General features: G+C 63.7%; 15 protein-coding genes and 1 pseudogene. 7 read left to right on the top strand and 9 right to left on the bottom strand.

The annotated features are described in order from the left end of the window. Positions 1 to 127: 127 nt before the first annotated feature. The 4 genes and pseudogenes from mmsB to IVA81_RS04970 all read right to left on the bottom strand — a co-directional run. Positions 128 to 1,027: pseudogene (gene mmsB, locus IVA81_RS04985) on the bottom strand (3-hydroxyisobutyrate dehydrogenase); the annotation flags it as partial. Between the two features lie 13 nt (positions 1,028 to 1,040). Continuing rightward, positions 1,041 to 2,108 carry an enoyl-CoA hydratase/isomerase family protein gene (locus IVA81_RS04980; RefSeq protein WP_247313088.1) on the bottom strand — a complete coding sequence of 356 codons (1,068 nt, stop codon included), beginning with the start codon at positions 2,106 to 2,108 and terminating at the stop codon, positions 1,041 to 1,043. After that, positions 2,105 to 3,250 (bottom strand): isobutyryl-CoA dehydrogenase, encoded by a 1,146-nt coding sequence (locus tag IVA81_RS04975; protein WP_247313085.1) that lies wholly within the window; start codon positions 3,248 to 3,250, stop codon positions 2,105 to 2,107. Before IVA81_RS04975 ends, IVA81_RS04980 begins: the two co-directional genes overlap by 4 nt. Positions 3,251 to 3,371: 121 nt before the next feature. Continuing rightward, positions 3,372 to 4,868 (bottom strand): CoA-acylating methylmalonate-semialdehyde dehydrogenase, encoded by a 1,497-nt coding sequence (locus tag IVA81_RS04970; protein ID WP_247313083.1) that lies wholly within the window; start codon positions 4,866 to 4,868, stop codon positions 3,372 to 3,374. A gap of 102 nt (positions 4,869 to 4,970) precedes the next feature. Between IVA81_RS04970 and IVA81_RS04965 the strand changes: the two genes are divergently transcribed. After that, entirely contained in the window at positions 4,971 to 5,879 is a 909-nt protein-coding gene (locus IVA81_RS04965; RefSeq protein ID WP_247313080.1) for a LysR family transcriptional regulator, read from the top strand. Between the two features lie 110 nt (positions 5,880 to 5,989). Here IVA81_RS04965 and IVA81_RS04960 read toward each other — a convergent pair whose 3' ends face one another. Both IVA81_RS04960 and IVA81_RS04955 read right to left on the bottom strand, forming a co-directional pair. Next, positions 5,990 to 6,610, bottom strand: coding sequence for a TetR/AcrR family transcriptional regulator (locus IVA81_RS04960; protein ID WP_247313077.1), 621 nt, complete (start codon positions 6,608 to 6,610; stop codon positions 5,990 to 5,992). 64 nt (positions 6,611 to 6,674) lie between these two features. Beyond that, positions 6,675 to 7,208: a PaaI family thioesterase gene (locus tag IVA81_RS04955; protein ID WP_247313074.1), complete on the bottom strand. Its 534-nt coding sequence runs from the start codon at positions 7,206 to 7,208 to the stop codon at positions 6,675 to 6,677. A gap of 152 nt (positions 7,209 to 7,360) precedes the next feature. On the opposite strand from IVA81_RS04955, the gene IVA81_RS04950 reads away from it, so the two are divergent. The 3 genes from IVA81_RS04950 to IVA81_RS04940 all read left to right on the top strand — a co-directional run bounded on the left by IVA81_RS04950 (position 7,361) and on the right by IVA81_RS04940 (position 11,063). Further along, positions 7,361 to 8,131: an enoyl-CoA hydratase gene (locus tag IVA81_RS04950; protein WP_247313070.1), complete on the top strand. Its 771-nt coding sequence runs from the start codon at positions 7,361 to 7,363 to the stop codon at positions 8,129 to 8,131. Between the two features lie 326 nt (positions 8,132 to 8,457). Next, complete coding sequence (locus IVA81_RS04945) at positions 8,458 to 9,654, top strand: acetyl-CoA C-acyltransferase (RefSeq protein WP_247313067.1); 1,197 nt, start codon at positions 8,458 to 8,460, stop codon at positions 9,652 to 9,654. Between the two features lie 113 nt (positions 9,655 to 9,767). Then, entirely contained in the window at positions 9,768 to 11,063 is a 1,296-nt protein-coding gene (locus IVA81_RS04940; protein WP_247313064.1) for an MFS transporter, read from the top strand. Here IVA81_RS04940 and IVA81_RS04935 read toward each other — a convergent pair. The 3 genes from IVA81_RS04935 to IVA81_RS04925 form a co-directional block, all read right to left on the bottom strand. Then, a complete protein-coding gene (locus IVA81_RS04935) occupies positions 11,060 to 12,436 on the bottom strand; it encodes a carbohydrate porin (RefSeq protein ID WP_247313061.1) in 1,377 nt (458 codons plus the stop codon). The genes IVA81_RS04940 and IVA81_RS04935 overlap by 4 nt on opposite strands. A gap of 37 nt (positions 12,437 to 12,473) precedes the next feature. Further along, positions 12,474 to 13,490, bottom strand: coding sequence for a transporter (locus tag IVA81_RS04930; protein ID WP_247313057.1), 1,017 nt, complete (start codon positions 13,488 to 13,490; stop codon positions 12,474 to 12,476). 109 nt (positions 13,491 to 13,599) lie between these two features. Continuing rightward, entirely contained in the window at positions 13,600 to 14,379 is a 780-nt protein-coding gene (locus IVA81_RS04925) for an acetoacetate decarboxylase (RefSeq protein ID WP_247313055.1), read from the bottom strand. A gap of 231 nt (positions 14,380 to 14,610) precedes the next feature. Between IVA81_RS04925 and IVA81_RS04920 the strand changes: the two genes are divergently transcribed. The 3 genes from IVA81_RS04920 (at position 14,611) to IVA81_RS04910 (ending at position 20,642) form a co-directional block, all read left to right on the top strand. Further along, positions 14,611 to 15,786, top strand: coding sequence for a patatin-like phospholipase family protein (locus IVA81_RS04920; protein ID WP_247313052.1), 1,176 nt, complete (start codon positions 14,611 to 14,613; stop codon positions 15,784 to 15,786). Positions 15,787 to 17,198: 1,412 nt separating this feature from the next. Beyond that, the gene (locus IVA81_RS04915) at positions 17,199 to 17,984 is read left to right on the top strand and encodes a transglycosylase SLT domain-containing protein (RefSeq protein WP_247313049.1); all 786 of its coding nucleotides are present in this window, start codon (positions 17,199 to 17,201) and stop codon (positions 17,982 to 17,984) included. A 570-nt stretch (positions 17,985 to 18,554) separates the two neighbouring features. Then, on the top strand, positions 18,555 to 20,642 hold the full coding sequence (locus IVA81_RS04910) for a glycosyltransferase family 2 protein (protein WP_247313046.1): 2,088 nt from the start codon (positions 18,555 to 18,557) through the stop codon (positions 20,640 to 20,642). Positions 20,643 to 20,669 lie beyond the last annotated feature (27 nt).

Here is a 20,669-nt window from a genome sequence, read left to right as displayed (position 1 = left end):
GTCCGAGCCCCTCGAATTGATCTTCGAGCGTAGCCCGGATGGAGCGAAGCGCAATCCGGGGCCCGTCGCGCCAAACGAGGGAGCTATCCCGGATTTCGCTTCGCTCCATCCGGGCTACGAAGCCTCGCTATTTTCCAGCGAGGCTGCGAACGTGCTTGATAATTCCGGAAAAATCCACCCCACCCTGGCCGGCTGCGTCGAAAGACTGATAAATCTCCTGCGCATGCTTGCCGAGCGGCGTCGCAGCGCCGGCAGCCTTCGCCGCGTCCTGAGCCAGCGTCAAATCCTTCACCATCAGCGCCGAGGCGAAGCCCGGCTTGTAGTCGTTGTTCGCCGGCGAAGTTGGCACCGGGCCCGGCACCGGGCAATAGGTCGTCAGCGACCAGCACTGGCCCGACGAGGTCGAGGCGACGTCGAACAGTGCCTGATGCGAAAGACCGAGCTTCTCGCCAAGCGCAAACGCCTCGCTGACCGCAATCATGGAGATGCCGAGGATCATGTTGTTGCAGATCTTGGCCGCCTGGCCCGCGCCGCCGCCGCCGCAATGCACGATCTTCTTGCCCATGTTCTCCAGCACCGCCTTGGCCGCGGCAAATGCCTTCTCCTCGCCGCCGCACATGAAGGTGAGCGTCGCGCCCTTGGCACCGCCGGTGCCGCCGGAGACCGGTGCGTCGATCGAAAGCACGCCGTGCTTCGCCGCCAGCGCATGCGCCTGCCGCGAGCTCTCGACGTCGATGGTGGAGCTATCGATGATCAGCGCGCCCTTGGCCATCGCGGGCACGACCTCGTTCCAGACGCCGAGCACATGCTTGCCAGCCGGCAGCATGGTGACGACGACATCGGCGCCCTTCACCGCGCCGGGCGCGCTGTCGGCGATGCCGGCACCGTCGGCCTTGGCTTGCGCGCGCGAGGCCTCGACGAGATCGAACGCCACCACCTTGTGGCCGGCCTTGACCAGATTGGCGGCCATCGGGCCGCCCATGTTGCCCAGACCAATGAATGCGATCGTGGCCATTGTCGTTTCCTCCGCTGTCGCGTTGTTAGTTGAACTTCAGCTCGTCGGCGCCGATCTCGGCGAGATACGGTGCAAGCATCTGCGGCGTCACATCCTCGATACCTCGTGGCGACCAGGTCGGGTTGCGGTCCTTGTCGATCACGGCCGCGCGCACGCCCTCGCGAAAATCATCGCTGCGGAAGACCTCGAGTGCGGCGCGGTATTCGCGCACCAGACACTCTTTCAGGCTCGACGCGGTCCGCGCCAGTCGCAGCAGTTTCAGCGTCACCACCATGCCGCGCGGCGATTTTTCGTTCAGCGTCTTCAGCGTGGCCAGCGCGAACTCGGAGCCGTCGCGCTTCAGCGCAGCGAAGATGTCTTCCATGCGGTCGAAGCCGAACAGCGCATCGATGATCGGCTCCTTGGCGGCGACCGGCCCGGCGGTTTCGCCGGTCGCAACACCGTTGATGAGCTTGCTGACCTCGGCCGCGGTCACGCCTTGGCGAACCCTGGTCAACGCCTCGCGCAGCTCCGGCCATTTGGCCACCGGCACCACGGCATCGGCGAATTTCGCGTGGATCGCGTCGGGCCCGTTCATGGTCTGGCCGGTCAGGCCAAAGTAAGTACCGATCTCGCCAGGCGAGCGCGACAGCAGGAAGGTGCCACCGACATCGGGGAAGAAGCCGAGCCCGACCTCAGGCATTGCGAGCTTGGTGCGTTCGGTGACGACGCGATGGCTGGCATGGGCGGAGAGCCCGACGCCGCCGCCCATCACGATGCCGTCCATGAACGCGACATACGGCTTCGGAAACGTCTTGATGCGGGCGTTGAGGATGTATTCTTCCCGCCAGAGGGTTTTGCCGAGGTCGCCATTGACCTTCGAGCTTTCCCAGAGCGCGCGGATGTCGCCACCCGCGCAAAGCCCACGCTCGCCGGCGCCCTCCAGCAGGATCACGGCGACATCAGGATCAGCCTCGAAGCGATCGAGCGCCTTCTCGATGTCGCGAAACATCTCCAGCGTGACGGCGTTGATCGCCTTGGGACGGTTGAGCCTGATGATGCCGGCGCCGCCCTCGATTCGGGCGACCAGATCGCCCTCTTCCACTGAACTCATCGCGCGCCCTCGATCAGTTTGCGCGCCACGATGAGCCGCATGATTTCATTGGTGCCTTCGAGGATCTGGTGCACGCGCAGATCGCGCACGATCTTCTCGATGCCGTATTCGCTGAGATAGCCATAGCCGCCATGAAGCTGCAGCGCGTGGTTGGCGACCTCGAAGCCGACGTCGGTGCCGAACCGCTTGGCCATCGCACACAGCATGGTGGCATCAGGATCCTTCCGATCCAGCGCCGCCGCAGCGCGCCATAGAAAGGTGCGAGCAGCCTCCAGTTCGATCGCCATGTCGGCAAGGCGGAATTGCAGCGCCTGGAATTCGTCGAGCCGCTTTCCGAACGCCTTGCGCTCCTTCATGTAGCTGCGCGCCTTGTCGAGCGCGGTCTGCGCACCACCGAGCGAGCACGCCGTGATGTTGAGGCGGCCGCCGTCGAGACCGGCCATCGCGATCTTGAAGCCGATGCCCTCCTCGCCGAGGCGATTGGCGACCGGCACGCGCGCGTTCTCGAACATGACGGCGCGGGTCGGCTGCGCGTTCCAGCCCATCTTGCGCTCATTGGCGCCGAAGGAGACACCGGGCGTCTTGCCGTCGATGACCAGGGTCGAGATGCCGCCGGGACCGTCGCCTCCGGTCCTGACCATCGCGACCAGCAGATCCGTGCCGCCGGCGCCCGAAATAAACTGCTTCTGGCCGTTGAGGACGTAATGATCGCCATCACGCACCGCACGGGTGCGCAGCGCCGCCGCGTCCGAGCCGGCGCCCGGCTCGGTCAGGCAATAGCTCGCGATCAGCTCCATGGTGCAGAGCTTTGGCAGCCATGTGTGACGCTGGGTGTCGCTGCCGAAGGCATCGATCATCCAGCTCGCCATGTTGTGGATGGAGATGAAGGCCGAGGTGGTCGGGCAGCCCGTTGCCAGCGCCTCAAAGATCAGCGCCGCGTCGAACCGTGTCATGGCGGAGCCGCCGACATCCTCGCGGATGTAGATGCCGCCCATGCCGAGCGTTGCCGCCTCGCGCATCACGTCGACGGGAAAATGCTTCTCCTCGTCCCAGCGCAGCGCGTGCGGCGCGATCTTCTCGGCCGCAAACGCCAACGCCATGTCGCGAACCGCAACCTGATCCTCGTTCAGAGCGAACTGCATGCTGCCGCCTACCCTTTCACCCCACCGTCATTGCGAGCGCAGCGAAGCAATCCAGCATCCCCGCGGAGATAGTCTGGATTGCTTCGCCGCAAGAGCTCCCCGCAATGACCGCTGAGGGAGTTTACTTCATCAGCGGGATCGAGAACTCCGCACCTTCCTTGACACCGGACGGCCAGCGCGAGGTCACCGTCTTGGTCTTGGTGTAGAAGCGGACCGAGTCCGGGCCATGCTGGTTGAGATCGCCGAAGCCAGACTTCTTCCAGCCGCCGAAGGTGTAGTACGCGATCGGCACCGGGATCGGCACGTTGATGCCGACCATGCCGACGTTGACCTTGGCCGCGAAATCGCGCGCAGCGTCACCGTCGCGGGTGAAGATGGCAACGCCGTTGCCGTAGTCATGATCCGACGGCAGCGCCAGCGCTTCCTTGTAGTCGTGCGCACGCACGACCGAGAGCACCGGGCCAAAGATCTCTTCCTTGTAGATCCGCATGTCCTTGGTGACGTTGTCGAACAGCGAACCGCCGAGATAAAAGCCCTTCTCGTAGCCCTGCATCTTGAAGCCGCGGCCGTCGACGGCGAGCGTCGCGCCTTCCTTGAGGCCGATATCGATATAGCTCTTGACCTTCTCGACCGCCTCGCGCGTCACCAGCGGACCGTAATCGGCCGACGGATCGATCGAGGTGCCGATCTTGAGGCTCTCGACGCGCGGGATCAGCTTTTCCATCAGGCGGTCGGCGGTGGACTTGCCGACGGGGACCGCGACCGAAACGGCCATGCAGCGCTCGCCGGCCGAGCCGTAGCCGGCGCCGATCAGCGCGTCCACGGCCTGGTCCATGTCGGCATCGGGCATGATGATGGCGTGGTTCTTGGCGCCGCCGAAACACTGGCAGCGCTTGCCGGTTTGCGCGGCGCGCTCGTAGATGTATTGCGCGATCGGCGTCGAGCCGACGAAGCCGACGGCCTTGATATCGGGATCGTCGAGGATGGCGTCGACTGCCTCCTTGTCGCCGTTGACGACGTTGAGGATGCCGGCCGGCAGGCCCGCCTCGATCATGAGTTCAGCGAGCAGCATCGGCACGCCGGGATCGCGCTCCGACGGCTTCAGGATGAAGGCGTTGCCGCAGGCGATCGCAGGCGCGAACTTCCACATCGGGATCATCGCCGGGAAATTGAACGGCGTGATGCCGGCAACGACGCCGAGCGCCTGCCGCATCGAATAGATGTCGATGCCGGGGCCGGCGCCTTCGGTGTATTCGCCCTTCATCAGATGCGGGATGCCGCAGGCGAACTCGGCGACTTCGAGGCCACGCTGGATGTCACCCTTGGCGTCCGGCACGGTCTTGCCGTGCTCGCGGGCCAGCAGCTCGGCGAGCTTGTCGTAGTCGCGCTGCACCAGCTCGACGAATTTCATCATAACGCGGGCGCGGCGCTGCGGGTTGGTGGCGGCCCATTCCGGCTGCGCGGCACGGGCGTTCTCGACGGCGGCGCGGACCTCGGCCTTGGACGCCAGCGCGACCTTGGCCTGGACGTCACCGGTCATCGGCTCAAAGACGTCTGCCGTCCGGCCCGACGTGCCCTTCACTTCCTTGCCACCGATGAAATGTCCGACTGAACGCATGGAATGATCTCCTTGAGGTCGAGCTTGAACGCTTTGACAAATCCTATCGACCTGCATTTATTGGGATTCAAGTCTGAGATAATGCACCATAGATGTGCGAAAATGCTGGATCAAGGCGCTATCGATTGGGACGACTTCCGCTTCGTGCTGGCCATCGTGAGGGGCGGCTCGGTGTCGGCTGCGGCAAAACAGCTCGGCGTGGACCATGCGACCGTCATCCGCCGCGTGGACCGGCTGGAAAAGCACCTTTCGGCCAAGCTGTTCGACCGGCGCAAGACCGGCTACCTGCTCACCGAGGCCGGCCAGCGCGTCGCCGACAGCGCGGAGGCGATGGAATCAACCATTGTCGCCAACCAGGAGCAGGTCGGCGGCTCGGTGGCCCGGCTGACCGGCACGGTGCGGATTGGCGCTCCCGACGGATTCGGCACCGCTTTCCTGGCTCCACGGCTCGCGCCCTTCGCCGACCGGTATCCCGATCTCGATTTGCAACTTGTGGCCACCGCACGGCTATTCAGCCTCTCCAAGCGCGAGGCCGATATCGCCATCAGCCTGACCATGCCGAAGGAAGGCCGCATCGTCGGCCGCAAGCTGCTCGACTACCGCCTCGGGCTCTATGCCGCGCCGGCCTATCTCGACCGTTTTCCGACGATCACCTCGCGCGAGGTGCTGCCGCAGCACCGCTTCGTCGGCTACATCGAGGAGCTGCTGTTCACGCCGGAGCTCGACTACCTGCCGCAGGTCTCGCCAAAGATTTCCGCGCGCTTCCGCAGCGCCAATCTGATCGCACAGCTCAATGCCACGCTCTCAGGCTTCGGCATCGCGGTGCTGCCCCACTTCATGGCGAGCGATTATCCGCAGCTGGTGGCCGTGCTGCCGGAGGAGATCTCGATCACGCGGACGTTCTGGATGCTGATGCACGCCGACAGCAAGGATCTGGCACGGATCAGGGCGGTGGCGGATTACGTCAGTGAGATCGTGGAGCGCGAACGAGCGCTGTTTGCGGGAAGGTGAGCGCAGGTGTGGTAGGGTGGGCAAAGCGAAGCGTGCCCACCACCTATCGCAACCGTGAGAAATGGTGGGCACGGCGCTGACGCGCCTTTGCCCACCCTACGGCATCTCGCCTAGTTCTGCTTCGCCTTCTTCGCCGCCGTCACCTTCGGCTCGCGCTTCGCGCCGTCGAGCGCGCTGTCCCTGCCCGCCTTCAACACCTCGTCCGAGAGCTCGCTCGACCCGGCAACGCGCGCCAGCAGCATGGTGCCGGCCATCGTCGCCAATGTCGCGATCGCTTGTTTGCGCGCGGCTTTGCGCGGCATGTTCGGGATGTAGTCCGCCAGCAGCTCGATCATCTCGTCGAGCTTGCCGGCGAAGGCCTTTCGCGTCTTCGGGCTCTCGCGGGCGATCTCGGCGCCGAGGGCGGGGATCGAGCAGCCACTGCCCGGATTGTCGCGATGCAGCGTGGAGAGATAGCTCTCGGCGACCAGCGCCAAGCGCTTTTCAGGAGCGGCCTCATCGGTGAGCTTGCGCCAATGGTCCATGGAACGATCCATGGCGTAGGCGAAGGCTTCCATCACCAGCGCCTCGCGCGAATCAAAATGCGCATAGAAGCCGCCATGGGTCAGGCCCGCCTCTTTCATGAGATCGGCGACACCGATGCCGTGGGCCCCCTTCTCGCGCAGCCGCACCGAAGCTTTCTTCACGATGCGGCCGTGAGTTTCCTGCTTGTGTTCCCGGGAATAGCGCATGTGGATCTCATTGGATGTCGATGGTCATCTCATAACACGCAAACGACGAAATGGGTGCATTAATTCATGTTAAGTTGCTTGCGATCATGGAGAACGTTGCAGTTGCGTGCACCGCAAGGGCGCCCTTGCCGTCGCGGACGAAGCCCTCGGCGTAGCTGGTCTGCCGCCCCAGCTTGATCACCTTGCCTTCGGCCGAGATCAGCCCGGAACGAACCGAGAGCGGGCGCAGGAAGGCCAGCTTCAGGTCGAGAGTCACCGAGCTCTGGCCGGCTTCCAGCCGGGTCGAAATGGCGCAGCCCATGGCGGTATCGAGCAGCCCGGCGGCGGTCGCTCCGTGGATGAGACCGATGGTGTTTTCGAGATCCTCGCGCGGCTCCAGTTCCACGACGACCCGACCCGGCTCGACCGTCCCCACCGTGAAACCGATCAGTTTCGCGAAAGGCGGCGGCGGCAGCCGGCCGTCGCGAATGCCCAGCATGGCGTCCATGCCGGATAGGCCCATCGCCACTTTCGCGACCGGCGCGGGCACCTGCCACTCCACCACACGCTCGCGCCGCTGCGCCGGCGAAAACAGGTCGAGTTGATCGCTACAGGTCATGTCAGCCTCATTATATTACATAAATCATACTATGGTGCGGACTTCGCGCTGGCAACTCCACCCCGCCCCGCTTGACAAGCCGGGCGTTTCGGCCCGGAAGTGATCCTGACCGGCGCGCCCCGCGCATGTCCACGAAACCTTCGAGTGCCACGATGGAAATGCTCAACACCCACTGCGGCGTGACGCGCGATGCGCGCGGCGTCGTTCATGTCGCGATCTGCAACGCCGGCTTGCTCAACATTCTCGGCTCGCACGTGACCGACGCCGTGCGCGAAGGCTTGCAACAGCTGGCGTCCGACCGCAGCATCCGCGTCGTGGTGCTGCGCGGCCAGAGCGAGAAGAGCATGATCGGCGGCGCCGACATCAAGGAGATGGCCAAGCTCGACCAGACATCGGCCGAAACCTTCATCGGCCGCCTGCGCGATCTCTGCGAAGCCGTGCGCGCCTTCCCTGCTCCGGTGATCGCGCGCATGCCCGGCTGGTGCCTCGGGGGCGGGCTCGAAGTGGCCGCGGCCTGCGATTTCCGCATCGCCGCGCATGATGCGCATTTCGGCATGCCGGAGGTCCGCGTCGGCATCCCCTCGGTGATCCACGCCGCGCTGCTGCCACGCCTGATCGGTTGGGCCCGCGCGCGCTGGCTGGTGATGACGGCGGAGAACATCGACGCGCCGACGGCGCTCTCCTGGGGACTGGTCGACAAGGTCGCAGCCGAAGGCGGGCTCGATGCCGAGGTCGAGCACGTCGTCAAGGCGCTGCTCGAATGCGGCCCCGAAGCGCTGCGGTCGCAGAAGGCGCTGCTGCGGCAATGGGAGGAACTGCCGCTGACGGAGTCGGTGAATTTGAGCGTGAAAGTGTTCGGCGAGTCGTTCCTGACCGACGAGCCGACGCGGCTGATGCAGGCGTTCGTGAACCGGAAGCGGTAGGCGCGTCAAACACGGTGTCATGCCCCGCGAAGGCGAGGCCTCCAGTACGCCGCTGCGCCAGTTGCAAGAGCGAGTTCGCCAACGTTGGCCTCTGGAATACTGGATCGCCCGCCCCAGTGCGCAATTGCGCACAAGGCGGGCGATGACCGCGTCATTTTGGGGGGCCACTGCGCCAACGTCGGAGCGCCAGCGTCAACCACCACCCCAACCCGACCGACCAAATCTCATCCGAACCCGGACATTTTCTCATCCCTGCCGCGGTTGCATTTTTTGCGCCGCATCATATGATGCTCATAATCTCAATCATCACCGCAGGGAATTTTGTCATGGCCGAAGTCGCCGATCCCGTCGTCATCGTCTCCGCCGCCCGCACCCCGCTTGGCCGCTTCATGGGCGAGCTGTCGCCGCTCCCCGCGCACAAGCTCGGATCGCATGTGATCGGCGCGGCGCTGGAGCGCGCGAAGCTTGCGCCCGAGAAGGTCGACGAGGTCTTCATGGGCTGCGTGCTGCCGGCCGGCCAGGGCCAGGCGCCCGCACGCCAGGCCGCGCGCGCGGCGGGGCTGCCCGACGCCACGGGCGCGACCACCGTCAACAAGGTCTGCGGCTCCGGCATGAAGGCGACCATGCTGGCGCACGACATCATCCGCGCCGGCTCGGCCGAGATCGTCGTCTCCGGCGGCATGGAGAGCATGAGCAACGCGCCGTATCTCCTCGCCAGGGCACGCGGCGGCTATCGCGCCGGCCACGACCGCATCATCGACCACATGATGATGGACGGCCTCGAGGACGCCTACGAGACCGGCCGCTCCATGGGCGATTTCGGCGAGGCCACGGCCGAAGCCTACCAATTCACCCGCAAGGACCAGGATGCCTATGCGATGGAAACGCTCAGCCGCGCCCGCAAGGCGGTCGAGGGCGGCGCATTCAAGGCCGAGATCGCGCCGATCACGCTGACCGAGAAGGCCGGCCCTCGCGTGATCGCCAATGACGAACATCCGCTGAAGGTTGATCCTGCCAAGATTCCCGGCCTGAAGCCGGCGTTCCGTGCCAACGGCACCATCACGCCGGCCGCCTCCTCCGCGAATGCCGACGGCGCCGCCGCGCTGGTGCTGACGAAGCGCTCGCTCGCCGATCGAGGCGGCCTGCCTGCTCTCGCCGAGATCAAGGGCCACGCCACCCACAGCCAGGAGCCGCAATGGTTCACCACGGCACCGATCCCGGCGATCCGCAAGCTGCTCGACAAGGTCGGCTGGGCTGCTTCCGATGTCGACCTGTTCGAGATCAACGAGGCGTTTGCCGTCGTGGCGATGGCGGCACAGCGCGACCTCGGCATTCCCCGCGAGAAGCTGAACGTTAATGGCGGCGCCTGCGCGCTCGGCCATCCCATCGGGGCGACCGGCGCACGGTTGATCGTGACGCTGCTGCATGCGCTCGAGGCGCAGAATCTCAAACGCGGTGTCGCGGCGCTGTGCATCGGCGGCGGCGAAGCCACGGCAATCGCCATCGAGCGGTCGGCGCACTGACTGTACATGTCCGGAATAGAGGGAAGTCTGACATTTCAGACTTCCCTTTTTTGTGCCAGATTGCAACGATCATGCGGGTCTCTTTGGGGCTCGCCAACCACGATTGAGGCCCAATGATCTCGAACTGGCTCGCGGCAGCATTGTCCCGCCGCAACATCCACTACGGCTGGATGATGGTCGGTGTGACCTTCCTCGCCGCGCTGATCAGCGCCGGCACGGTCGGCGCGCCCGGCGTGTTCATTGTTCCGCTGCAGAAGGAGTTCGGCTGGAGCACGGCGGAGATCTCCTCCGCGCTGTCGATCCGCTTCATCCTGTTCGGACTGATGGCGCCGTTCGCGGCTGCCCTGCTCAACCGCTATGGCCTGCGCAACGTCACACTGGTCGCGCAGTTGGTCGTCGTTTCCGCGCTGGTACTCTCGCTCGGCATGACCGAAGTCTGGCAGCTCATCGCGCTGTGGGGCGTGGTGATCGGCATTGGCACCGGCATGACCGCGATGGTGCTGGGCGCCACCATCGCGACGCGCTGGTTCGCTGCGCGGCGCGGGCTCGTTATCGGCATCCTGACCGCGAGTGTCGCCACCGGCCAGCTCGTGTTCCTCCCGCTGCTGGCGAGCCTCACCGAACGCTACGGCTGGCGCCTCGCCCTCGGCTTCGTCTGCATCATGCTCGGCGTTTCGGCGCTGGCGATCCTGCTCGTGATGCGCGACCGTCCGAGCGATTTGGGCCTGCGCCCGTTCGGCGACGAAGGCACCGAGCCCCTGCCCGCCCCGCCCGTCAGCCACGGCTCGATCACGGGCGTTGCCCTCGGCACGCTGCGCGACGCTTCGAAGTCGACTACGTTCTGGATCCTGTTTGCGACCTTCTTCGTCTGCGGCGGCTCGACCAACGGCCTTGTCCAGGTGCACCTGATCCCGATGTGCCTCGATTTCGGCATCCCGCAGGTGCAGGCGGCGAGCCTGCTGGCGGCAATGGGCATCTTCGACTTCTTCGGCACCATCATGTCCGGCTGGTTGTCGGACCGCTACGACAACCGCTACCTCCTGTTCTGGTACTACGGGCTGCGCGGGCTCTCGCTGATCTTCCTGCCCTTCAGCGATTTCTCGTTCTACGGCCTCTCGATCTTCGCGATGTTCTACGGGCTCGACTGGATCGCGACCGTGCCGCCGACGGTGCGGCTCACTGCGCAGAAGTTCGGACCCGAGCGCGCCAATCTGGTGTTCGGCTGGATCTTTGCCGGCCACCAGCTCGGCGCCGGCACCGCCGCCTTCGGCGCCGGCCTGTCTCGGACGGTCTATCAGAGCTATTTGCCTGCGTTCTTCATCGCCGGCGCGCTCTGCGTGTTCGCCTCGCTGATCGTGCTGGCATTGTCGCGGCAAACCAAGCCGAAGCCGCAAGCCGCGATGGCCTAGTACCTGATCGTGCTGGTGACGCCGAACACCGCGGCGTCACCAATCCGCGAGACGCCGTTCGGATCGTTCGGGTTCGGAATGCCGCCCGAGGGACGGAACACGTATTGGAAATATGGCGCCACCAGCCAGCCCGGCTTGACGTGCGCCTCGTAGATCATCTCGATCAGCGTCTCGTTGCTGCGCACCGGACTCTGGACGCCGGTGAAGGCCTGCGTGTCGAGATCGAGATTGCGGGCGGTGTTCGAAATCCGCATGTAGGCCATCGCCACGCCGAACCGGTCGAGCGGACGGCCCGGCGTGAAGCCGACAAAGCCGATGCCGCCGTCCATGTACAGGTCGATCAGATTGCGATCCGGCGGGCTGTAGGCGATGCGGCCGAACGCCGTGATGCCGGGGAGCGAGGCCGAGGTGCTGTTCTCCTTCACCTCCGGCGGCCGATAGAGCACCTGCTCGATGACGGCGAAGATTCCGTAATTGCCGCCAAGTTTCGCGGGGATGCCGCTTCCGCCGGGGTCGGCGATCGAGCGGCCCTCCGCCGTAAAACGCTGGCTGTCGAATGAGCCGTAATGCTTCCAGGCACCCGGCGTGAAATTGCCGGCGAGCGGACGGGTGCCGATATCGAGGACGTAGCTGAAGCGGACCTGCCCGATCACCCACGGCGGATCGTTGACGCGGAATGCGAGACCGTGATGGTCGCGCAGCTGCGGATCGATCTCGCCCGGCCCTGCCGGATCGCCGTTGAACACCGCGCCATAGGCGGTGATCCTGTCGGTCAGCGTGGCCTTGATGCGGATGCCGGGCACCGCGATCGGCGGCGCCGGACCGCCAGCGGGTAAGTTGGAGGCTTTGATCGCGGGCCAGCCGAAGGTGCCGTTGATGAAGAGGTCGTCGGTCTGGCTGTCGAAAAACTCGACGTCGGCGGCTTGCTGACCTGCCCTGATGTTCAGGCGGTCATTGAAGAGGCTCTGCTCGAAATACGCATTGTAGAGCCGCTGATCCGGCAGCGCCTCGATTTCGCTGATGGTTGCGAGGTTCATCACGTAGTTGCGGCTGAGTCCCTGGCCGTAGATGACGAAGGCATTGGCGTAGAATCGCCCGCCGGTCCAGCCGACGAGCTTGTCGAGGTCGGCATCGACCGACAGATCGAGGCGGCCGAAATGGATGGCGCCGCGCTTCACGCCGCCGGAGACGTTGGCGATATTGTCGGCGATGTAGGTCGCGCCGAAATTCAGGCCCTTGCCTGCGAGACCGTCATGCCACTCGTTGAACCATTTCGGAAACAACCATGGGGCCGCGCTCTCATCCTTGGCGCCGCCAAACGCACTGGTGTTCCCCGCCGTGCACGCCAGCGCAATCGTGGCCGCGCATCGCAACGGAGATCTCTGGGCACGCCAACTCACGATCAATACGCTACTTGAAGATGCCCGTGCGCCGCATGAAGAGATAGGCCGTGGCAACCGAGCAGGCCATCAGCACCGCCGCCCAGAGGAATCCACTCTCGACCTCGGTCAGCGGCAGGCCCTTGGTGTTCATGCCGAAGATGCCGGTGATCAGCGTCGGCGGCAGCAACAGCGAGGTCACGATCGAGAGCGTATGGAGATGACGGTTGCTCTCTTCCTCGTTCTTGAAGCGCAGCTCCTCCTCGAGCAGGCGACTGCGCTCCCTGAGCTCGACGATGTCGTGGTCGAGGCCATCGAGCCGCTGCGCGAGCTTGCCGGCCTGGATCCGCAAGGCGGGCGAGAGGTGATCGGTGTTCTTCTGGTCGAGCCGGTGAAACAGCACGCGCAGGCCGGTGAGCTGCCGGTGCAATCTCACACAGGTCCGGCGCAGGCGGCCAAGATTGCGGCGCATCTCCGGTTTTGCATCGTCGGCTAGGATGCGCTCCTCGATGTCGTCGATCTCCTGGCCCAGCTTGTCGGCCATCCTGTCCAGCGTGTCGGCGACCTCGTCGACGATCTTCTCCAGGAGATGGGCGACATTGTCGACGCGGTAACCGCCTTCGAGGACGCGGCGCGTCGCATCCGCCGAGCAGAGCGTCTGATGGCGGCCGCTGACCAGGAGGCGCTCGGTCATGGCAAAGCGCAGGAACGCGGTCTCCTCCGTCGGGCTGTCGATCTCGCGCACGAGGTCGGAGAACACGCCGTAGACGCAGTGATCGATGACGTGAAGCTGCTGGAACGTATCGTTCGACAGCAAGAGCTCGCGCGCGAGCGGCGGCAACTGCGATGCGGCGATCCACGGTCGCACGCGCGCGTCGGTCAGGTTGAAATGCAGCCAGAGCCGGCCGTCATGGCTGAACTCGATCGGCTGGTCGATCGGCAGCGCCTCGGCACCGCCGTCGCTGTGCAGGCGAAACGCCCAGACCAGCCCGGGAATGGCCGGTTCGGCATTCGTTGTCGCGCTGACCAGCTTTGCCGGCTCCGCCATGGCCAACTCCAACCGTCAACAATGCCCCGGATTCGGAAGATGGCTAACGGCATCTTCCGAACCCACGCGGGTACTCAATTACGCCAGTGTTACAGTTTGATGATGGCGCCTATTCGGCCGCGAGCCCCGTCGCCGCCGCCTCGGCTTCCCTGATGTAGTCATGCACGACACGGCCGAACGGCAGCGTCAGGTCGGCGATGTAGTGATGCGCGCCGATACAGCGACGGACCGGGAAATCCGCAACGGGGGCGTTGACGTGCGGCACCAGATGCAGCCGGCCGGGTCCCATCCAGGAGCCTTTCGGCACGATGTCGGTGAGATTGATCGCGACAAGCTGGCAGACTTCGAGACGACCATCCACGCCCGGGATCATCTTCAGATTGATCTGCGTCTTCGACAGCGTGGCGCGGGTCAGATCGCCGTTGCCGGCCATGCTTTCGTGCTTGTAACCCATGGTGCCCATGGCGACGAGCTGGCCGGCATATTCCAGCGTGCCCGTCAGCGTGTCCTTGACGATCTCGAGTTTTGGGTGGGCGTATTTCTTGGGAAAGCCCCAGATCTCGCGGCCGGCCGCGATCGGCGGATCATCGTCCAGGTACATCTGCGAGACGAAATTGACCTCCTCGCCATTGAGGCGCGCGGGGATGACGAGGCCGGACTCGGTGTAGCTGCCGAAGCCGGAGGAGTCGGGCATCCTGATCCATTCGTAATGCACGATCGGCTGGCTGATCGGCTCCAGCGGCTCAGGCAGTCCGGCCCGGATCAAGTCGGGATCGGTCTCGTAGGTGATGACGAGGAATTCGCGATTGACGAAGCGGTACGGCCCAGCCGGATAGCTCGGCCCGGCGGCCGGCATGGACGGAAGTTTCAGCAAATCTTCCCTGCGCATCGCTGGTCTCCTCGCGTGATGCCTTCTGTGATGCCCGCCCCGGCCGCGACAGGCTTGGCGCGAATTGCTAGCGGCCCTCGTTGACTGCGATGTGATGGATTTCCGTCAGGGGCGTGACCTCTCATCATTTCCGGTGCAGCTGCCTTGCATGCAGACGATGCAGGCGAGCCGCAATTGTCATCAGCGCGTCACGGCGGGACGTAATCGTTCGGCGCACGCAGGAGGCACGCCATGGACGCCCGCACGCCGCAACCGACCCATCAGACGCATCAGCCTCCCGCGCACGGCTGGCGGCCTGAGCGCTGCGATCGGGTCGCGCTGGTGCTGCAGGGCGGCGGTGCGCTCGGTGCCTACCAGGCCGGCGTCTATCAGGCGCTGCACGAGGCCGGCATCGAGCCCGACTGGGTTTGCGGCGTCTCGATCGGCGCGATCAACTCCGCCATCATCGCCGGCAACAGGCCGGAGAAGCGTCTTGAGGCGCTGCGCACCTTCTGGGAGCGCATCACCAACCGCAAGATCTGGCACTACACGCCCGACGGCGACGTCTTCCGCCAGTGGCGCAACTTCACCAGCGCGTGGATGACCTCGGCGATGGGCCAGCCCGGATTCTTCACCCCGCACCAGGTCAATCCCTGGCTCAGCCCGGTCGGCGCACGCACCGCCACCAGCTATTACGACACGATGCCGTTGAAGGAGAGCCTGCTCGAGCTCGTCGACTTCGACCTCATCAACGAGAAGAAGGTCCGCTTCGCGGTCGGCGCGGTGAACGTGCTCTCGGGCAATTTCATCTATTTCGACAACGCCCATGACGAGATCGAGCCGGAGCACATCATGGCCTCCGGCGCCCTGCCGCCGGCGCTGCCGATGGTGCGGATCGGCACCGATCATTTCTGGGATGGCGGCATCGTCTCCAACACCCCGCTGCAGCACCTGCTCGACCAGGAGGACGCGCTCAATTCGCTGGTGTTCCAGGTCGACCTGTTCAGCGCGAGGGGTGTGCTGCCGCGCTCGATCCAGGACGTGATGGCCCGCCACAAGGACATCATGTATTCCTCCCGCACCCGCCACAACACCGACGTCTACCGCCGCACCCACAATCTCAAGGTCCTGCTCTACAAGGCGCTGGCGAAGCTGCCGGACGAGCAGCTCTCCGAGGAGGAGCGCAAGCTCAAGTCGAGCCTGCGCAACATGCCGGAGATCGCGATCCTGCATCTGATCTATCAGCAGAAGGCCTATGAGGGCGACGCCAAGGACCACGAATTCTCGGGCACCTCGATGCGCGAGCACTGGGGAAGCGGCTACGAAGACACCAAGCGGACGCTTAAGCGGCGCGACTGGATCAAGATGCCGGACGAAGGCATGGGCCTCGTCGTGCACGACGTGCACCGGGAGACGGAGAGCGCGTGAGGCGGGCGCTGCGCTCGCAATGACGGAGTGTGTGGGGGCGGCGTCGCTCTTTCCAATCGCATCGTCATCGTAGACGCACTTTCGCGTTCCCGCGGCTCATTTCGCCCGAGCTTTGCTCTCTTCGGTGCTCCCTTTCTTAAGAAAGGGCGCAGGGAAGGCCGGGCGCCGGCTGGCACCCGCGGTCCCGTGTGCGAACAAGACGCGCACGGGGTGGACTACAGGTGACGCCGCAACGACCGGCCTTCCCTGCGCGGATGGTTTTACGGCTTATGTCGTGCTCTCCTCGGGGAGCGATGCACTATTGCCCCCGTCGCCTTGCGGATGGCTGATGCGCGAACCCGGTTGGGCCGCCGCATCACCGCAACACTTGACGCACAGACCCCGGGCGTCAGGACCACACGATTTTGCCGTCCGCGCACATCCCCGCTCCTGTCCGCGACGGCTGGCGTGCGCTCGCCATCGCGGCCGAACGAGGACGCTGTCAGCGCCGTGTCGTATCGCGCGTGCCGCTGCTCACGGGAAATCCCGCCCTGCAGCCTGCCCAGCGCGCCGACGCCGTCGCGGCCACCGCCTCCCAGCCCGCGTCCCGTGACGATCGCGAAACGCCCCTTGTGGCGGGCGGGATGCGCGAAACATACGGTATATCCGAATTCTTGTAAAGCGAATTTTGAACAGGCTATCGACGGCAGACGGAAGCACCCGCGGGGAGCGGTCGACCAAAAGCGAGGAAACACCCCATGCACAGTAGCCGAGATACGGGGGATCGTGGACTTAGATCGAGGACCCGGGCCACGAAGATACCAGGACGCGGATTCATTACGGCGTTCCAAGTTTGGGAGTTTGAATCATGAGGGGCCGTCCGACCGCAACGCTCCCGGCCCAGCCCCGGTCGCCGCTTATGGGCAAAAGCGAACATCGACCAGCCAATGATCCCGGTGCGTCCGCCGAAAAAGGACCCATGGCCGCGCCTCACGAGCGCCTCCCGCCGGGGCCGCTTGTGACCCAAATCGGGACACATCGGATGATGGCGCGGCAGAAGGCCTGCCTCGTTCACCACATTTAAACCTTAAGATTCTACGAAGAACCCTCACCCACAGGCGCAAGGACATGCGAACAGCCTTTGTACAGAAGCCATCCCTGGACTTCGGGTAATGAAGGTTTGGCAGACCAGCTGCATCGTGGCGGCTCTCGCATCCGTGGGACTTTGTCTGGCCGCGGGTAACAGACTGGCCGGGACGGTACCGGATGTCATGCCGGAAGCTGCAGCGAACATAGCGGCTCCTGCGAACATCACAGCTCCTGCGAACATGGTGACACCTGCGTTGTACGAAGAGGCATCCGCCAGACTTGCGGCAGCGCTTCGGGCAGAAAGAGCAGAGCCTGGGTCGGTGACGTCAGCAGGTTCCGGGCCGTTGAGCACCGGGGCCGAGCTCGTCGATGAGCCCGTCGCGCCAAAATTGGCGTCGTTGGGACAGGATATCGTCCAACCGCTGCCGGCAGCGCGCGATGCGTCAAGCGATGCTCCGAAAGCGGCGTCGACGCAGGATTTCCGCTATCTGGTCTACTACGTCTGGTCCGAACTGCCGCCTGCCGAGAAACCGGCGGAGATCGTCTTGCGTGCGTTCAAGGACATTCCGGTCGGAACGCCGGCCGAAGAGATCAAGCGCGCTTCCGACGCGTTTGGTCTCGATTTCAATTTCATGATGGCGGTTGCAAAGATCGAATCCGGTTTCAACCCCAATCAACGCACCGGGTCGTATATTGGTCTGTTTCAGCTGAGCCACTACGAGTTCGGGAAGTTCGGCTTCGGGCAGATTCGCAATCCGCGGGACAACGCCGTTGCGGCCGCCTACAAAATCATTACCGAAGGCGTCCAGTTCGGGTGGATCACGCACCGGACGCCGGACATGAGCGATCTTTACCTGATCCATCAGCAGGGCTGGGAAGGCGCCGCTCAGCACATTAGCCGGCCCGCTCGCACCGCCTGGAAATCCATGTGCGCCACCAGCGAGGGCAAGGAGAAGGGTGAGAGGTGGTGCAAACGCGCGATTTGGGGCAATGCACTTCCCGCCTTCAAGCGCACCTGGAAATCGGTGGACAACGTGACGTCCGAGGCGTTCGTCGGCATGTGGCGCGGCCGGGTCGCCGAATTCTACACGAAATATGTGGCGACCGCCGCTGCGGCGGCAAGCCAGTAATTCCGTCGTCGGCAGGGCCTTGCCACGCTCGCATTGCCTTTAGCCGCCGTGGAAAAGCCGACCCACCTGGGTAGACCCAGTCCGCTCATGGCCCGATGGCAACGTTCAGCTGAAGCTCTGGCTTGTCCGCTTTGGGAGGCAGAGCAGATCGTGTCTTGAGCAGCTCCAATATTCCGCTTTTGACCCAATGCGGAAATCGCCGAATGACGTCGCTAGCAGTCGATCCAAACTTGGCAGATGCTTTGTTAGAGGCGGCTGGTTGCGCGAGCAGCTCAGCCTCGTAAGGATCCCAAACTTCAAGTGGCTGATAGATGTCCACACGCCGCTTTGCCCGTTCTTCCTGATGCCGATGCAGATCTCGGGTTAGCTGCACGGCCTCCTCCAGCAACTTGAGCGCTCGCGATGCGGCCGCCAAACGTTGGTTTTAGAAGATGCGGATGCCGTAAAATGCACGCGGATTGCCACCTTTTCCCACGATCCGGGTCGCATTTGCGTCACCTTTCACCTCGCATTTGGCGCCCGCAAATCCGTCATCACCGCACTTCCGCAACACTGGGGCATCATTCCTAAATGAAGCACGAGATCCTGTTGACCCGCGTCGCCGCGGGCGTGAGCACGCTCGCGTTTGCGCTTGGCCTCACCACCGTCCTTTCTGGTTTAGAACCGGCCTTCAATGGCCCTTTCCTGCAGAAAGCCTTCCTGACGTTGGTTTTCTGTGCTGCCGTGATCAGCCTGTTTTACGGGAACATCGTTTATCAGTTGACGCGACTTGGCGAGATCAGACGGCATGCCGCCCACCGCGAGGAGGCAAACCACTGCCGCCCGGCCAAAGATACGGAAGCGCCACGGATCAGCATCCTCATACCGTCCTACAAAGAGCAGATCCCGGTTATAATGCAGACGGTTTTGTCGGCGGCTCTTTCCGAGCATCCAAATCGGCGAATCACACTGCTCCTTGACGATCCACCGACGAGCAAAGGGACCGATTTGACGGGACTTGAGGCCGCGCGCGCGCTGGTCTCTGAACTGCATGATCTTTTCCGCGGAGTGTCGCAGCGATTTCACACGGCCGCCGATGACTTCAACGTTCGCCGTACCTCGACCGGCTTCTCCCTGGAGAAAGAGGGCATCGTCCTCGCCGGACTTTACGTAGAAGCCGCTGATTTCGTGAGCGGGCTGGGGCTGCTTTACGCGGAGCGTTCTCAGCCGGTGTTTGCTCATGGAGACGAAGTTTTCGCTCGCGAAGTCATCGGTCAGCTCGATGCCGAATATCGGAGGCTTGCCGACGCTCTTCGCAATCCAGCGGACCTCGATCTTGAGCGCATTCGCTCCGAGTACAGACGTTTGGTCAGCCTTTTCGAGGTGCCGATCGGCTGCTTTGAGCGCAAGCGATTTGGAAACCTCTCTCATGCGCCGAATAAGGCCATGAACCTCAACAGCTATATTGGCCTGATTGGACGCGCCTTTCAGGTATCCAAGGGATCTGATGGCAGGTTGGTTCTCAAAGACTGTCCCGAAGGCGAGGCAGACCTCATTGTGCCAGCGGCAGATTACGTCCTCACCATTGATGCCGACAGTATCATCCTGCCCAACTATATCGGCAAGCTCGTCTCTATCATGCAGGCAGATCCAGCAATTGCCATTGCACAGACGCCGTACTCCGCCTATCCGAATTCACCTTCAAGGCTGGAGCGAGTTGCAGCTGCAACTACCGATATTCAATACCTCGTCCATCAAGGATTTACTGCCTACAACGCAACCTTCTGGGTAGGCGCCAACGCGGTGCTACGCCATTCGGCTTTGCACGACATCAAAGCCATGACGACGGAACGTGGTCATGCCGTGCCCGTTTTTATCCAAGACAAAACGCTTATTGAAGACACGGGCTCGACGATCGACCTCGTCGCAAAGGGATGGCGCCTGCACAATCATCCCGAACGGCTCGCATATAGCGCCACGCCTCCTGACTTCGGCGCGCTTGTCATTCAGCGGCGTCGCTGGGCAAATGGCGGCCTGATCATATTGCCGAGCCTTCTTGCGCATTGGCGTGGTCGCGGCTCGGCCCGCGCGGGCGGCCTCGAAACATTCGTTCGGTCTCACTACCTAATCTCTCCCGCGCTCGCCAATGTCGGCTTGTTGTTACTTCTCGTGGTTCCCTTCGGCGAGGGATTCTCGAACATTTGGTTTCCGTTGGCTGCGGCGCCGTATTACCTCTTGTATGGACGAGACCTTATCCGGTGCGGATACAAATGGTCGGATGCGGTGCGGATCTATGCGCTGACGCTGTTGCTCGTGCCTGTTAATCTCGCTGGAGTCTACCGATCCCTGGAGCAATTAGTTACTGGGCGTAAGAGTGCGTTCGCCCGCACTCCCAAGATCGAGGGCCGGACCGCAGCGCCGCCGTCCCATCTGATCTTCTTGGTCGGTCTTCTGACTACTTCCCTTGTTTCGGCCGCAGCCAATCTGTGGGGAGGTAGCGTGCTCTTCTCTAGCTTCTCTGCAGCAAATGCCGTGTTTCTTTTGTATGGAATCTGGAGCCTGATTGGATGGCGCGATGCCGTCGAAGATATCAGAGCTGGTATCTGGGTACGAAAACCCGGCCATTACGCGCGCGGAGAAGCGACGACGCTTGCTAGGCAGTCGAACCTCCAGGTGTAATGACATGGCATTTCACCGATTACATGC

Source organism: Bradyrhizobium sp. 141 (assembly GCF_023074055.1).
GTDB lineage: Bacteria > Pseudomonadota > Alphaproteobacteria > Rhizobiales > Xanthobacteraceae > Bradyrhizobium.
The sequence above is the reverse complement of the archived record's forward strand: the minus strand, read 5'-3'. Positions and strand labels throughout refer to the sequence as shown.

What these genes read in the sequence shown, in the direction of transcription:
- IVA81_RS04930 (WP_247313057.1), bottom strand. Translation starts at nt 13,490, where the DNA reads ATGGCGGAGCCGGCAAAGCTGGTCAGCGCGACAACGAATGCCGAACCG.
- IVA81_RS04955 (WP_247313074.1), bottom strand. Translation starts at nt 7,208, where the DNA reads ATGACCTGTAGCGATCAACTCGACCTGTTTTCGCCGGCGCAGCGGCGC.
- IVA81_RS04965 (WP_247313080.1), top strand. Translation starts at nt 4,971, where the DNA reads ATGCTGGATCAAGGCGCTATCGATTGGGACGACTTCCGCTTCGTGCTG.
- IVA81_RS04910 (WP_247313046.1), top strand. Translation starts at nt 18,555, where the DNA reads ATGAAGCACGAGATCCTGTTGACCCGCGTCGCCGCGGGCGTGAGCACG.
- IVA81_RS04970 (WP_247313083.1), bottom strand. Translation starts at nt 4,868, where the DNA reads ATGCGTTCAGTCGGACATTTCATCGGTGGCAAGGAAGTGAAGGGCACG.
- IVA81_RS04960 (WP_247313077.1), bottom strand. Translation starts at nt 6,610, where the DNA reads ATGCGCTATTCCCGGGAACACAAGCAGGAAACTCACGGCCGCATCGTG.
- IVA81_RS04925 (WP_247313055.1), bottom strand. Translation starts at nt 14,379, where the DNA reads ATGCGCAGGGAAGATTTGCTGAAACTTCCGTCCATGCCGGCCGCCGGG.
- IVA81_RS04980 (WP_247313088.1), bottom strand. Translation starts at nt 2,108, where the DNA reads ATGAGTTCAGTGGAAGAGGGCGATCTGGTCGCCCGAATCGAGGGCGGC.
- IVA81_RS04920 (WP_247313052.1), top strand. Translation starts at nt 14,611, where the DNA reads ATGGACGCCCGCACGCCGCAACCGACCCATCAGACGCATCAGCCTCCC.
- IVA81_RS04975 (WP_247313085.1), bottom strand. Translation starts at nt 3,250, where the DNA reads ATGCAGTTCGCTCTGAACGAGGATCAGGTTGCGGTTCGCGACATGGCG.
- IVA81_RS04950 (WP_247313070.1), top strand. Translation starts at nt 7,361, where the DNA reads ATGGAAATGCTCAACACCCACTGCGGCGTGACGCGCGATGCGCGCGGC.
- IVA81_RS04940 (WP_247313064.1), top strand. Translation starts at nt 9,768, where the DNA reads ATGATCTCGAACTGGCTCGCGGCAGCATTGTCCCGCCGCAACATCCAC.
- IVA81_RS04945 (WP_247313067.1), top strand. Translation starts at nt 8,458, where the DNA reads ATGGCCGAAGTCGCCGATCCCGTCGTCATCGTCTCCGCCGCCCGCACC.